Consider the following 14,995-nt stretch of genomic DNA (forward strand, 5'->3'; position numbering starts at 1 on the left):
CTCCTGGCCGCAAACGGCTAACATCACACACCGAATCAGCCTAACGAGGAGTTTCGCATGGCGCGAAAGGTGCGATTGATGCAAAGCCGGACCGAACCAAGGCGAGCCCGGACGTGGCGGCAAGCCTGCACGCTGCTGTTGGCTGGCGCAGCCGTGCTGCTGCCGCTGCGGCAAGCGCAGGCCGCGATGAATTTTTGTGCGGCGCCTGGCCTGCAAACCAGCGAACGCACGAACGCCGATCCCGGCGTGAAAGCGCTGGTGAGCAATGTGCAGGCGCATCTGAACGACCAGCCGCATGCGCTGGCGAAACTGCATACCGAAGGCACGCTGCCGCACGAAGGCATTTACGACCAGAGCGTCGAGGCGGAGAAAGATCTCGATCTGTTGCGCGACGCCGCGCTCGCCTGGCGCGCCACCAGCGACGACCGCTATCTCAAACTCGTCGACCGCCTGCTGTTCGCCTGGGTCACGACCTATCAACCGAGCTTCAATCCCATCGACGAAACCCGTTTCGAAGGTCTGATTCTCGCGTACGACATGACGGCAAGCGCGTTGCCGGTGAAAACGCGCAATGCGTCGATGGCGTTCCTGACGAAACTCGCAAACGGCTACATCGGGCAGATCGACGCGCAGCCGCGCCCCCTCAAAGGGACGTTTCGGAACAACTGGCAGAGCCATCGGATCAAACTGATTGCGATGGCCGCGTTCACGCTCGACAACCGCAAGATGATCAACGCGGCGCAACGTCTGTTCGTCGAGCATATCGGCGACAACATCGAGCCGGATGGTTCGACGATCGATTTCAGCGAACGCGACGCGCTGCATTACGTCACCTACGATTTGCAGCCGCTCGTGACAGCCGCGCTCGCCGCGCGCCGCCATAACCGTAACTGGCTGCCGGAAAAGGGCGCGGACGGCGCCTCACTGCAAGTCGCGCTCAACTGGCTGGAACCGTACGCGGCCGGCAGCAAGACGCATGAAGAATTCGTGCATTCGAGCGTTCCGTTCGATGCAAGACGTCGCGAGGCCGGCTTGCCCGGCTATTCGGGTCAATGGGACCCGAAGAACGCGACGGAACTGTTTCACCTGGCGGCGCGCCTCGACGGGCGCTATACGCCGATCGCGCTACAGCTCGCACCGACGCCGCCCGCGTGGCTCGCCGTGTGTTTGCCGCTGTCGGCGCGGTAAACCAACTTTATGATCAGCAGGGAGCAGTAAATGGCAGTCAGCGTGTTCGACCTCTTCAAGATCGGCATTGGTCCGTCCAGTTCGCATACGGTCGGGCCGATGCGCGCGGCCCTGATGTTCGCACAGGGGCTCGAACGCGATGGGCTGCTCGCTGCGACCGCATCGGTGAAAGTGGATCTGTACGGCTCGCTCGGCGCGACGGGCAAAGGGCACGGCACGGATCGGGGCGTCATGCTCGGCCTGATGGGCGATGCACCCGACACCGTGGACCCGGACACGATCGCGCAGCGGCTTGATGGCGTGCGCGTGTCCCGCAAGCTGGCGCTGCTCGGCACGCACGAGGTGCCGTTCGTGCAGAAAGACCACATTTCGTTTTATCGTCAGGCGCTGCCCGAGCATCCGAACGGCCTGAAGTTGCGCGCGTTCGACGCGCAGGGCGAGACGTTGCGAGAGTCGACCTATCTGTCGGTGGGCGGCGGCTTCGTGGTGACGGCCGGCGCGCCGAACACCAAGGTGTTGAGCGCCGTCGATCAACTGCCGTACTCGTTTCGCAGCGGCAACGAGTTGCTCGCGCTGTGCGAATCGACCGGTAAGAGCATCGCTCAACTGATGTGGGAAAACGAGCGCGTCTGGCATACGGAAGAAGAGACGCGCGCGGGCTTATTGAAGATCTGGGAGGTGATGCAATCGTGCGTATCGCGGGGTTGTGGCATCAACAATCCGGATGCCGACGGTAACTTGCCCGGTCCGTTCCAGGTGAAGCGCCGCGCGCCGCAGTTGTATCGCGCGCTGTCGGGCAATCCTGAACTGGCGTTGCGCGATCCACTGTCGATGATCGATTGGATCAATCTCTATGCGATCGCCGTCAACGAAGAAAACGCCGCCGGCGGACGCGTGGTGACAGCGCCGACTAACGGCGCGGCCGGCATCATCCCGGCCGTGCTGCATTACTACACGCGCTTCATGCCGGGCTCGAATCAGCAAGGTGTGATCGACTTCCTGATGACCGCCGCGGCGATCGGCATTCTGTACAAACTGAACGCGTCGATTTCCGGCGCCGAAGTGGGTTGTCAGGGCGAAGTAGGCGTCGCGTGCTCGATGGCGGCGGGCGCGCTCGCCGCAGTCATGGGCGGCACGCCGCGGCAGGTCGAAAACGCCGCGGAAATCGGCATGGAGCACAACCTCGGACTGACGTGCGATCCGGTCGGCGGCATGGTGCAGATTCCGTGCATCGAACGCAATGCGATGGCATCGGTGAAGGCGGTCAATGCGGCGCGCATGGCTTTGCGCGGCGATGGCAGCCACTACGTGTCGCTCGATTCCGTGATCAAGACCATGCGCGAAACTGGCGCGGATATGAAGACCAAGTACAAGGAAACGTCGCGCGGCGGGTTGGCGGTGAATATCGTCGAGTGTTGAGTTGCGCGCTTTGCGGGCTTTACGACGAATGACGACGCGGGCAATCAGGCCCGCGTTTTTATTTGCGTGTCACGTTTCGCGCGAGCACTACGGTTGCGCTGCGCCGTGACAGCGCGGGCGCGCTCGGCGTAAGCTGTCGAAGCGCCGCATCGGCCAGCGTCCTGCCGACGCAGCATTCTCACACCGCACTCATGCACTGCCTGGAGGCTTCATCGCAATGTCGCAGCCGAATGCTCCTGTTTCTGGTCCCGCCGCCGTTCAAACCACTGGTGCGCGTCTCGTCGTCGATGCTTTGCTCACGCACGGTGTCGAACGCGTTTTCTGTGTGCCCGGCGAGAGTTTTCTCGCTGTGCTCGATTCGCTGCACGACGAGACCGAACGTATCCAGACCATTGTTTGCCGTCACGAAGCAGCCGCGGCGAATATGGCGGAGGCCGTCGGCAAACTGACCGGCCGGCCGGGCGTCGCGCTCGTCACACGCGGACCGGGCGCCACGCATGCGTCGATCGGCGTGCACACCGCGTTTCAGGATTCCACGCCGATGATCCTGCTGATCGGCCAATGCGCGCGCGAGCATCTCGACCGCGAGGCGTTCCAGGAAATCGACTATCGGCGCATGTTCGGTCAGATGGCGAAGTGGGTCGCGCAAATCGACGATCCGAAGCGTATTCCCGAATATCTGAGCCATGCGTTTCACACGGCAACGTCCGGACGGCCCGGGCCCGTGGTGTTGTCGTTGCCGGAAGATGTGTTGAGCGATGCATGCGAAGCCGTGGCCGGCGCGCCGGCGTATCAGCGCGTCGCGGCCTCACCGTCAGCGGCGCAGATCGAGAAGTTGCGCGTATTGCTCGAAGACGCGCAACGGCCGATGGTGATCGCGGGCGGCAGCGGCTGGACGCCCGATGCCTGCGCGGACTTTCGACGCTTCGTCGAAAACTGGCAATTGCCGGTCGGCCTCGCATTCCGCTTTCAGGACACGCTCGACAACGAGCATCCGAACTATGCCGGCGACGTCGGCCTCGGCATCAATCCGGCGCTCGCGCAACGTATCCGTGACGCCGACGTGCTGCTTGCGATCGGACCGCGCTTGGGCGAAGCGACGACCAACGGCTACACGCTGCTCGACATTCCGAAGACCAAACAGACGCTCGTGCATGTGCATCAAGGTGCGGAGGAATTGGGCCGTGTGTATGCGGCGGATCTGCCGATCGTGTCCGGCATGCCGGAGCTGGCGGCAATGCTTGCGGAGCTGGAGCCTTCGTCCGAGCAACTCGCCTGGTCGGGCGCAGCGAGCGAGGCGCATCAGGCGTGCCTCGACTGGCGCAAGCCGCGTCAGACTCCCGGCGATGTGCAGATGGGCGAAGTGATCCAGCAGTTGCGCGCGCATCTGCCGGACGACGCGATTCTCACCAACGGTGCGGGCAATTACGCGACGTGGCTGCATCGGCACTTCTCGTATCGCCATTACCGTTCGCAGCTTGCGCCGACGAGTGGCGCGATGGGCTACGGCGTGCCGGCGGCGATCGCGGCGAAGTCGATGTATCCGCAACGCGCTGTCGTCGCGCTGGCCGGCGACGGCTGCTTCATGATGGCCGCGCAAGAACTCGCGACGGCGATGCAGTATGACCTGCACGTGCTATTCATCATCGTGAATAACGGTCACTTCGGGACGATTCGCATGCATCAGGAGCGGCATTATCCTGGACGGGTACATGGCACCGGGCTCACAAATCCGGATTTCGCGGCATTCGCGCGGTCGTTCGGCGCGCATGGCGAGACAGTGGAGAGGACTGAGGATTTTCTGCCGGCGCTGAAGCGTTCGATGGAGGCGAAGTGCGCGGCGGTGATCGAGATTCGCATGCCGCAGGAAGCGAGCACACCGGGTGCGACATTGGAGCAGATTCGCGAGCAGGGAAGGAAGATGCGAGGGGAGTAATGGCGTTGCCGTGCCATCGGCACGCGCCGTCACGAAGTACCAAACAAAAGCCCTGCGGTTTTCGAACCGCAGGGCTTTTTTGCACCGGTTGCCACGTCAAACCGTCACGCGGCAGCCGAGTGCTCCAGCAGAAAAGCAGCTTACTTCCCACCCACGCTCTGCAGCGTCGTCCACTTGCCGTCGACAACCTTGTACAGCGTGATGCCGCCGTTTTTCAGATCACCCTTGCCGTCGTAAGCAAGGTTCGCCGACGTCACTGCCGGCATCGAGGTCTTCGCGAGCACCGGCAGGTACTTGGCCGGATCGGTCGAGTTCGCCTTCTTCATTGCGTCGAACATGGCCATTGCGCCGTCGTAAGCGTACGGCGAGTACGTTTGCACGTCTTCGTTGAAACGCTTCTTGTACTTCGCGACGTAGTCCTTGCCGCCCGGCATTTCTTCCAGCGGCAGGCCGGCAAGCGATGCCACCGTGCCGTTCGCCGCGTCACCCGCGATCTGGATGAACGTCGGCGTGTGGACCATTTCGCCGCCCATCAGCGGCGCCTTGATGCCCAGTGCCTTCATCTGCTTGACCATCGGTGCCGCTTGCGAATCCGCGCCGCCGTAGTAGATCAGATCCGGTTGGACCGACTTCAGCTTGGTCAGGATCGACTTGAAGTCAACGGCCTTGTCGTTCGTGTATTCACGATCGACGATCTGGCCGCCCGCCGCCTTCGCTGCCTTTTCGAACTGATCCGCGAGACCCTGACCGTAAGCCGTGCGGTCATCGACGATCACGATCTTCTTCATGCCCAGCGTCTTGACCGCGAACGTGCCTGCGACCGAACCTTGCTGCGTGTCGGACGTCATCATGCGGAACGTGGTCTTGAAGCCTTGTTGCGTGTATTCCGGCGCCGTCGCCATTGCGATTTCGGGAATGCCCGCGTTCGCGTAAATGCGCGAAGCCGGAATCGTGGTACCCGAGTTGAAGTGGCCGAGCATGCCCTTGATGCCGTCATCCACCAGCTTTTGTGCAACCGTCGTGCCCGTGCGCGGGTCAGCCTGGTCGTCGGCCGAATCCAGCACGAAGCGGACTTGCTTGCCGCCGATCACCGGCTTGGTCGCGTTCATGTCTTCCACTGCCAGCGTAATGCCGTTCTGGAAGTCCTTGCCATAGTGCGCCTGCGCGCCCGTCATGGGGCCGGCAAAGCCGACCTTCACATCTTCCGTCGATTGAGCATTGGCCGTCCCCGCCAGCGACATCGCTGCAACCAGTGCAGCGCCTGCCAGCTGTTTCATCTTGTGTTGCATAGCTTCTCCTTGGTACCAGGTGTGGATGGAGCGGTTTCGGGGTCGCCGTACCGCTTCCGTTTTTTTGAAAAGATCAATGAGGTTCGCTCAACCGATCGTCATCAAATTCGCATTACCGCCTGCTGCTGCCGTATTCACGCTGACCGAGCGTTCCGTCAACAGACGCTCGAGCGCGTAATCCTCATCGCCGCTTTCCAGCGCGCGTGCCGCAACGCCCTGCACCGACACGATCGGACCCGGACGCTTCGCGACTTCCTTCACCAGCGCCAGCAGTTCGTCGCTATCGCCTTCGAACAGCACGGCGTCGAACGGCGTATCTGCGCTCTTCTTCACGCTCGCATGTGACTTCAGCGATGCGGGCAGCTGCGCCACCAATTGTTCACCAGCCGCGCCTTCGAACAACGCGCGATTTCCCGTAGCCAGCGCTGCAGCGAACTGCACGCGCGCACCGCTCGCCGTCGACGCGATACACAGCACCGTGCCGCGCGCGCCGAGCGTGTACGTATTGCGCTCGCCAGTCGGTCCCGACAGTACCGCGGTCGCGCCCGCCGGCACATGCGACAGATAGCCGTCGCAGCGCGCGGCCAGTACCGGCTGCTGTTCGGCGATCAGCCAGTCGCGATATGCCGTCAATGCAGCGGACGGATTGTCGCTGTTTTCAACTGCTTGCGGTACATCCGCGACCAATGCCTGTGCGAGCGACTTCGGCAAACCGGCCGGCCGCGTCGCCAGCAAGCGCTGCAAATACAGCGCGCCGCCCGCTTTCGGACCCGTGCCCGACAAACCTTCGCCGCCGAACGGCTGAACACCCACCACCGCGCCGATCACATTGCGGTTCACATAAATGTTGCCGACGTGCGCGCGGCTGATCACGTGAGCGATGGTTTCATCGATCCGCGTATGGATGCCGAGCGTCAGGCCGTAGCCGGTCGTCCGAATCTGTTCGAGCAATTTGTCGAGCTGGCTGCGGCGGTAACGTACCACGTGCAGCACCGGGCCGAACACTTCGCGCTTCAGCTCGTCGATGCTGTCGAGTTCGATCAGCGTCGGCGGTACGAAGGTGCCTTGCGCGCAACCGTCCGGCATCGGCAGTTGCTCGACCTTGCGGCCTTTCTCGCGCATCGCCGCGACATGCGAGTCGATCCCACGCTTCGCGTCGAGGTCGATCACCGGGCCGACGTCGATCGACAGACGGTCCGGATTGCCCACGGCGAGTTCGCGCATCGCGCCGGTCAGCATCTCCAGCGTGCGGTCAGCGACATCTTCCTGCAGACAAAGAACGCGCAGCGCGGAACACCGTTGACCGGCGGAGTCGAACGATGATTGCAGTACGTCCGCGACCACCTGTTCAGCCAGCGCCGACGAGTCGACGATCATCGCGTTCTGGCCGCCGGTTTCGGCGATCAGCGGAATCGGCTTGCCGTCCGGATCGAGGCGGCTCGACAGCGTCTTGTTGATGAGGCGCGCGACTTCGGTCGAGCCGGTGAACATCACGGCGCGGGTGCGCGGATCGGCCACCAACGCAGCGCCGACCGTTTCTCCGTTACCCGGCAGCAGTTGCACCGCGCCCGCCGGCACGCCGGCTTCGCGCAGAATGCGCACGGCTTGCGCGGCGATCAGCGGCGTTTGTTCGGCCGGCTTGGCGAGCACGGTGTTGCCGGCAGCCAGCGCCGCGGCCACCTGGCCCATGAAAATCGCCAGCGGGAAATTCCACGGACTGATGCAGACCACCGGACCGAGCGGGCGATGCGTGTCGTTGGAGAACTCGTCGCGAATCTGCGTGGAGTAGTAGCGCAGGAAGTCGATCGCTTCGCGGATTTCCGCGACCGCGTTGGCCAACGATTTGCCGGCTTCGCGCACTACCAGACCCATCAGCGTATGCATCTGCGCTTCGAGCAGATCGGCGGCACGTGCGAGGCAATCGGCGCGCGCTTCGACCGGCGTGGCTTGCCAGATAGGCGCGGCGGCCACGGCGTGCGCCAACGCTGCGCTCACATGTTCCGGAGTCGCTTCGACGACCGTGCCGACGAGGTCACGATGATCGGCCGGATTGCGCACATCGCGCGCAACGCCCACGGCGATCTCGTTGTCCTCGAGCATCGGCGCGGCGCGCCACGGATGATGCGCGCTCGCCAGCAACGCCGACGATAGCGACGCCAGACGATGCTCGTTCGACAGATCGAGGCCCATCGAATTGAGACGCTCGGCGCCGTACAGATTGCGCGGCAGCGGAATCTTCGCGTGCGGCGCGCCGAGCGGCACGATCTTCGCGGCTTCGTCGACCGGGTCGGCGATCAGATCCTTGATCGCGACGCTTTCATCGGCAATGCGATTCACGAACGACGTGTTCGCGCCGTTTTCCAACAGACGGCGCACGAGGTACGCGAGCAGCGTTTCATGCGTGCCGACCGGCGCGTACACGCGGCACGGACGGTTCAGCTTGTCGCGGCCGGTGACTTCTTCGTACAGCGGCTCGCCCATGCCGTGCAGGCACTGGAACTCGTATTGGCCGGGGTAGTAGTTGTTGCCCGCGAGGTGATAGATCGCCGACAGCGTGTGCGCGTTGTGCGTGGCGAACTGCGGATAGACCGCATCCGGTGCGCTCAGCAGCTTTTTCGCGCACGCGAGGTATGACACGTCCGTGTAGATCTTGCGCGTGTACACCGGATAGCCTTCGAGGCCGTCCACTTGCGCGCGCTTGATTTCGGTGTCCCAGTACGCGCCCTTCACGAGGCGCACCATGATGCGGTGACGGCTGCGACGCGCGAGGTCGATGATGTAATCGATCACGAACGGGCAGCGCTTCTGATACGCCTGCACCACGAAGCCGATGCCGTTCCAACCCTGCAACTCCGGATCGAAGCACAGCGCTTCGAGCAGATCGAGCGAAATTTCGAGGCGGTCGGCTTCTTCGGCGTCGATGTTCAGGCCGATGTCGTAGCGGCGCGCGAGGATCGCGAGCGAGCGCACGCGCGGCAGCAGTTCGCTCATCGTGCGTTCCTGTTGCGAACGTGAATAGCGTGCGTGCAGCGCGGAGAGCTTGATCGAGATGCCAGGGCCTTCGTAAATGCCACGGCCGCCGGCAGCCTTGCCGATCGCGTGGATCGCCTGTTCGTACGACGCGTAGTAGCGCTGCGCATCGGCTTCGGTGGTGGCCGCTTCGCCGAGCATGTCGTACGAGTAGCGGAAGCCGCGCGCTTCGTATTTGCGGCTGTTGGCCAGCGCTTCGGAAATGTTCTCGCCCGTGACGAATTGCTCGCCCATCAGGCGCATCGCCATATCCACGCCCTTGCGGATCAGCGGCTCGCCGCCCTTGCCGATCAAACGCGTGAGCGCCGACGAGAGACTCGTTTCGCTATTGGTCGTCACCAGCTTGCCGGTGATCATCAAGCCCCAGGTCGCGGCGTTCACGAACAGCGACGGCGCCTGGCCGACGTGCGATTTCCAGTCGCCCTTGCTGATCTTGTCGCGGATCAGCGCGTCGCGCGTGGCGCGATCGGGAATGCGCAAAAGCGCTTCGGCGAGGCACATCAGCGCCACGCCTTCCTGGCTCGACAGCGAGAACTCGTGAATCAGACCTTCGACGCCACCGCCCTTGCTCTTCGTGCGCAGCGTTTCGACGAGCTTGCCGGCCATCGTCTGCACATCGCCCGCGAGATTCGCCGGCAAGCGCGCCTGACCGAGCAGGAACGGCACGCATTCCGGCTCGGGACGACGGTAAGCGGCCGTGATCGCCGCGCGCAGCACCGACTGCGGTTGCACGTTCTGCGCGAACTCGAGGAACGGGTGCGACGCACCGTCTTCTTCCTGCTCGACCGTGGCGCCGTCGGCGAGATCCGCCGAGCCCGTCACGCCCGATAGCTCAGGCGGCAACTGACCGTGCTCGATCTTTTCGAGGTACGCGAAGATGGCCTGCTTGATAAGCCAGTGCGGAGTGCGTTCGAGACGAGTGGCGGCATCTTTCAGCCGGGAACGCAGGAGGTCGTCGACCTTGACGCCAAGGGTGGTGCTAGCCATGTTTCCTTCTTCGGATACCAGAATGCGCTGGCGAAAGACTAAAAGTTGGGCGAATCGTACGCCTCCCAATAAAAAGGTGCAACCATGTTCAACGCATGGTTGCACCCTGCTGGGAGCCTTGTGCGGCGGGGGTTTGCGCCAGATGGCGCTGCGCGCGGGCGCGGCGGTTGCGCTTAGTACTTTCCCTGGCGTGATTCTTTTCGCTTTTACCCTTATCAGAACAGGTCGGCGCGCCGTTATACGGAACATAGCGGCATGCGGCCTCCGGGCACGCACAAAAAAACGGTACGGGGTTTTAGAGGACAGGCGAAATGGAAAAGTGGCTGGTGATAGTGGGCATCTGGGCGATGTGCGCGACTTGCGCGGTGCTGTTCATGCGCGGCGCGACGCGTGGGCCTGGCAGGCGCGAGCCCGCCGAGGGACACGGGCCCGCGGCATCGCGCGCATCGGCGGGCGACGCGCGGACCGCGCTAAACGAGTGAATTCAACAAGTAATGGTCGCGTCCGGCGTTCCGTGCCGGACAGAGCGATACCGATCTTCGGCTGAGCGGCAGGACGCTGGCACCGCCTGGCTCGACGCGGTGGCGCGGCTTAGGCGCGCGTTATTGTTGATGAACCGGTTCGAACTGCGCGCAGCTGTCGCCAGGCGAAACGAGCTGGTCGTGGAGCCGGCACAGCCGGCTGTCCGCCACGCTCGCGCCGAACGCAGAACCGAATACTGCGAGACCCGGAATGCCCTGCTCCAACGAATCCCGATTCTCAGCGCGATGCCGGCAGCCCGCACAGCACGGCGCACGCGTTTCTTCGCGCGCCTGCGCCGTGTTGTCGATGCGGACCGCGCCGCTCGTCACGAGCCCTGCCCCAGGCTATTCCAGTACGGCGCGAACACGTGCGCGGACAACGCGTAGCCGATGGCGATATTGACAACCACGCCCACCGTGAACGCCAGGAACGGCTTCACTCCGGTGGCCGTAAGCGAGCGCAAGCGCGTGGTCAGCCCGATGCTCAGGAAGCAGAACGTGAACGCCCACGTGCGCAACGCAGTGATCGGCGCGACGAATTCGGGCGTCACCACCTTGCGGTAATCGGCCAGTGAATAGTGGCTGGCGATCCACGTCACCAGCGCCGATGCAATCACGAAGCCGATCACGAACTTCGGAAAGCGTGCCCAGATCTCGCCGGCGTTGGCCTTGGCTTTGACGCCGCTGTCCTGCGATTCCCAGCGCGTCGTCGCGACGATCGCCAGCACGAACGCCCAGATGCCGATCCAGATATCGCGGCCGACCACTTTCATCAGCGTGAACGCCTGCAACGACGCTTCGGGCGCGCCCGCAATCGCGCCGCCCGCGTGTTTTGCGAAATCGCCATACGCTTGCGCGGCCGCGATGCCGGCGGCGTCGGCGAATTCGGACGTGCCGATCCAGGCGCCCGCGACCGCGGTCGACAGTCCGAGCGAGCGGGACGCGAACGGCAACACGAAGATCATCACGATCGCCCACAGCACGACCAGCGTGATCGCCACCGACGCCTGTTCGCGCTTGGCCCGCACCGCGCCGGCAATCGCGATCGCCGCCGAGACGCCGCACACCGCGCCGCCGACGCCGAGCACTGCGGCAAAACGCCGGTCGAGGCCGAACGCCTTCGCGGCAAAGAAGATCACGAAGAACGTGACGAGCGAGACGATGGTCGCCTGCCCGACCGCGACCGGTCCCGCCCACACCAGCAGAGTGAACGGCAACGTCGCGCCGAGCAGCACGATACCGACCTTGATATAAAACTCGACGCGCAAGCCTGCCGAAAACCATTCAGGCAGCGTGAATACGTTCGAGATCAGGAGGCCGAGCGCCAGCGCGACGAGCGGCGGCTCGAGGTTGTACTTCGACGCGTTGACCCAAGCGCCCAGTGTGAAAATCAGCGCCGACGCGATGAACAGGATCAGGAATGACGCCAGGAAAGCGCCGACCCGCTGCTTGAGCGCTGCCAGGCTCACGCCGAATAGCAGCGCGAACGCGATAAACAGCGCGGCATAGTTCGGTAAATGCTTGCCCACGTCCTGCGCGGCCTGCGCCACGCTCGACCATTTGGCCGGCGCCACCGCTAGCCACTTGATGCTGCTGCCCGACGCGAACAGCGCCCAGGCGACCACGATCACCAGCAGGCCGACCCACACCGCCCACCAGTCTTCAGTCGAAAAAAGTCCGCCACCGTGCGTGCTTTGCCGATTCGTCGGCGTCACGCCGGGTTGCAGCGTCGGATTGGTATCGCTCATCGCCATGCCCCGAGGAAGTTGAGGTGCACCGGCGCGGGAATGTTGGAGTTTTGCCTGAAGGTGCGCCGATCCGGCGAAATATAGGCGAGCGGCGTCGCAAAACGAAACGACCATTCGCTCTAAGAATATGACCGAAAGGAGTAACGGCAGCGTCGGCCCGGCGACACGCCCTAAATGTCGAGCGGATCGACTTCGAGATTCCAGCGCAGCACGCCTTTCAGACCGCGCAGCAGCGGCTGCCATGCACGCAAGGTCGCCTGCAGCGCGGCTCGCGACGCGCTCTCGATCAGCAACTGCGCGCGATGCACATGCATCACCTTGACGATGGTGAGCGGCACGGCATCGTAGACGGTCACGCGTTCGGCGGCCGGGATGCCGGTCAGCTCGGCCGCCGCCTGTTGCAGGAAGGCGAGCGCGGCCTCGAGCGTGCGGCCTTCGGCGCGCAGCAAAGCCTGATAGACGAACGGCGGCAGATGCGCGTCGCGCCGCTCGGCCAATGTGGAGTTGGCGAAGCCGACGTAATCGTGGCGGCCCAGCGCGTGGTAGAGCGCGTGGCGCGGATAGCGCGTCTGCACCAGCACTTCGCCGGGCAAACCGGCGCGGCCTGCCCGGCCGCTCACCTGCATCAGTTGCGCGAAGAGCCGCTCGCTAGCGCGGAAGTCGTGGGAAAACAGCGCGGTGTCGGCGTTCAGCACGCCGACCAGCGACACGCGCTGGAAGTCGTGGCCCTTGGCGATCATCTGCGTGCCGACGAGGATGTCGACTTCGCCCGCGTGGACGTCAGAGAACAGCGCCTGCGCGCTGCCTTTACGGCGCGTGCTGTCGGCGTCGATACGCAAGACGCGGGCGCCGGGCACCGCGCTCGCCAGCGTTTCTTCGACGCGCTGCGTGCCGCGGCCCATGGGCGCGATGTCGACGTTGCCGCACTCCGGGCACGAGCGCGGAATGCGCGCTTCCCAGCCGCAGTGGTGACAGCGCAGCGCGCGCTCGGGCTTATGCAGCACGACATAGGCGCTGCATCGCGGGCAACCGGCGACCCAGCCGCAGGCATCGCAGGCAAGCTGCGGCGCGTAACCGCGACGGTTCAGGAATACAAGGCTTTGCTCGCCGCGTTCGAGCCGCGCCTTCAGCGCGGCGATCAGCGGCCCCGACAACCCTTCCACCGATGCCCGCCCGCGTCGTCGCTCTTCTTCCAGATCGATCAGTTTGACGGTGGGGAGCACGGCGTCGGCGACGGCACGGCGCGACAACGTGAGCCGCTTGTAGCGCCCTTGGTCCGCCTGCCACCAGCTTTCCAACGACGGCGTGGCGGAACCGAGCACGACCGGCAAGTCGAGTTGCTTGGCGCGATAGATCGCCAGATCGCGCGCCGAATAGCGCAAGCCTTCCTGCTGCTTGTAGGCCGGATCGTGCTCCTCGTCGACGACGATGATCGCGAGCTTGGGCAGCGACGCCAGCACCGCCAGCCGCGTGCCGAGCACGATGCGGGCGCGGCCGGTGTGCGCGGCGAACCAGTTGCGGGCGCGCTCGCCTTCCGCGAGACCGCTGTGTAGCGTGACGATCGACGTGCCCTCGAGTGCGGCAAAGCGTGCTCGGAAGGCCGCCTCGAACTGCGGCGTCAGGTTGATTTCGGGCACGAGGACGAGCGCCTGCGCGTCCGGCTTCGCGGCCAGAATCTCGGCGAGCGCGCGCAGATAGACCTCGGTCTTGCCGCTGCCCGTCACGCCGTGCAGCAGGAACGGCGCAAATCCGTCGGCGTCGCGGATGGCTTCGACCGCGGCCGCCTGTTCGTCGGTGAGCGTGGGCAGAACCGGCGCGGGAGCGTCAGGCGAAGCGGCGGTGACAAGCACGGCGGCGGCTTCGATGATGTCCAGCGCGACCCAACCCTCCGCCCGCCACGCGCCGAGCGTTGCGATCGCTTTGGGGTGCAGCGCGCGGGCGTCGGCGGCGAGCAGGAAGTCGGTCTCAGCCAACGCCTGCGCCAGCTTCCGCAAGGCGCTCGCCCGGGTCGGCAGGACGTCGGGCAATGCCGTGCGGCCTTCAGGCGTGAGGCAGTATCGCTCTTCCGGCGCGAACAGGCGCGACCAGCGCGACGCATCGCGCAGCGCCTGCGGTAACGCGGGCAACGCGACTTCCCCGAGACCACGCTGGTAGTAGTCGGCAGCGAAGGCGGCCAGCTTCAGCCATTCCGACGACACCGGCGGACAAGCGGTGCATACGCTGCTCACCGAGCGAAGACGATCGGCCGGCACGTCGCTGTGAGCGGTCACTTCGCAGACGAGCCCTACGACATGGCGTTTGCCGAACGGCACGCTGACCAGCATGCCCGGCACGACGAGTTCAGGCGCGTCGCAACGGTAGTCGAACAGGATCGGCAGCGGATGGTCCAACGCGACGCGGACGAACACGTCACTCACGCGTCAGCGGAGATCAGGAGAATGGGCGCGACACGACGCCGCATCGTGGTGCCCATTGAGCAGACGGCGAACCCGTCGAAGTTAAAGTAAAACTTCAATTTCGGCGCTAAGTTTTGGATTCGGCTGAAGAATTGCAATCGGTCCGCGTGCCTGTGGATAACTTTGTTGAGAACTTTGCCCGGACAGCCCGGGAACCGCGCCACAGCGGCCTTCTGTGGGATTCCGCACACTCTGTACTGATGCCGTGAAACCCTTGCCAGACAAGGCTTAGATCAAATGCGCCCGCAATGAGCAAGGGCCAGGACACGACTAAAGCTTCTACCGCGCCGCAGCGTGACGAATGTGCATAAGTCAAGTCTTGACTTTCGCAGGACCGCCATCTGACGGCCTGCTAGCCGCAAATTTTCCCTTAGGCCGAGAGCCCAGTTCGCTGCGCCGCAACAAAAATGGCAACGATTAC

Annotated in this window: 8 protein-coding genes; 4 read left to right on the forward strand and 4 right to left on the reverse strand. The window is 64.2% G+C overall.

What is annotated here, in order from left to right; translation table 11 throughout:
* The first annotated feature begins 57 nt into the window (after window positions 1–57).
* The 3 genes from PQR32_RS34580 to PQR32_RS34590 all read left to right on the forward strand — a co-directional run bounded on the left by PQR32_RS34580 (window position 58) and on the right by PQR32_RS34590 (window position 4,543).
* Window positions 58–1,188, forward strand: a complete 1,131-nt coding sequence (locus PQR32_RS34580; RefSeq protein WP_408238052.1) for an alginate lyase family protein — start codon at window positions 58–60, stop codon at window positions 1,186–1,188.
* A 30-nt stretch (window positions 1,189–1,218) separates the two neighbouring features.
* Window positions 1,219–2,607 carry an L-serine ammonia-lyase gene (locus PQR32_RS34585; protein ID WP_408238055.1) on the forward strand — a complete coding sequence of 463 codons (1,389 nt, stop codon included), beginning with the start codon at window positions 1,219–1,221 and terminating at the stop codon, window positions 2,605–2,607.
* A 217-nt stretch (window positions 2,608–2,824) separates the two neighbouring features.
* Window positions 2,825–4,543: a thiamine pyrophosphate-binding protein gene (locus PQR32_RS34590; protein ID WP_408238058.1), complete on the forward strand. Its 1,719-nt coding sequence runs from the start codon at window positions 2,825–2,827 to the stop codon at window positions 4,541–4,543.
* A 140-nt stretch (window positions 4,544–4,683) separates the two neighbouring features.
* Here the strand turns inward: PQR32_RS34590 and PQR32_RS34595 are convergent, their stop codons facing one another.
* Together PQR32_RS34595 and putA are read right to left on the reverse strand one after the other, a co-directional pair.
* A complete protein-coding gene (locus tag PQR32_RS34595) occupies window positions 4,684–5,832 on the reverse strand; it encodes a branched-chain amino acid ABC transporter substrate-binding protein (RefSeq protein WP_408238061.1) in 1,149 nt (382 codons plus the stop codon).
* 87 nt (window positions 5,833–5,919) lie between these two features.
* Window positions 5,920–9,849, reverse strand: a complete 3,930-nt coding sequence (putA, locus tag PQR32_RS34600) for a trifunctional transcriptional regulator/proline dehydrogenase/L-glutamate gamma-semialdehyde dehydrogenase (RefSeq protein ID WP_408238064.1) — start codon at window positions 9,847–9,849, stop codon at window positions 5,920–5,922.
* Between the two features lie 311 nt (window positions 9,850–10,160).
* Between putA and PQR32_RS34605 the strand changes: the two genes are divergently transcribed.
* Window positions 10,161–10,331 (forward strand): hypothetical protein, encoded by a 171-nt coding sequence (locus tag PQR32_RS34605; RefSeq protein ID WP_408238067.1) that lies wholly within the window; start codon window positions 10,161–10,163, stop codon window positions 10,329–10,331.
* Between the two features lie 365 nt (window positions 10,332–10,696).
* On the opposite strand, the gene PQR32_RS34610 is transcribed toward PQR32_RS34605, so the two are convergent.
* Together PQR32_RS34610 and PQR32_RS34615 are read right to left on the reverse strand one after the other, a co-directional pair.
* A complete protein-coding gene (locus PQR32_RS34610; protein WP_408238070.1) occupies window positions 10,697–12,118 on the reverse strand; it encodes a YeiH family protein in 1,422 nt (473 codons plus the stop codon).
* A gap of 170 nt (window positions 12,119–12,288) precedes the next feature.
* The gene (locus tag PQR32_RS34615; RefSeq protein ID WP_408238073.1) at window positions 12,289–14,535 is read right to left on the reverse strand and encodes a primosomal protein N'; all 2,247 of its coding nucleotides are present in this window, start codon (window positions 14,533–14,535) and stop codon (window positions 12,289–12,291) included.
* Window positions 14,536–14,995 lie beyond the last annotated feature (460 nt).

It is taken from the genome of Paraburkholderia dipogonis (assembly GCF_046027395.1).
In the GTDB taxonomy this organism is placed as follows: domain Bacteria; phylum Pseudomonadota; class Gammaproteobacteria; order Burkholderiales; family Burkholderiaceae; genus Paraburkholderia; species Paraburkholderia dipogonis_A.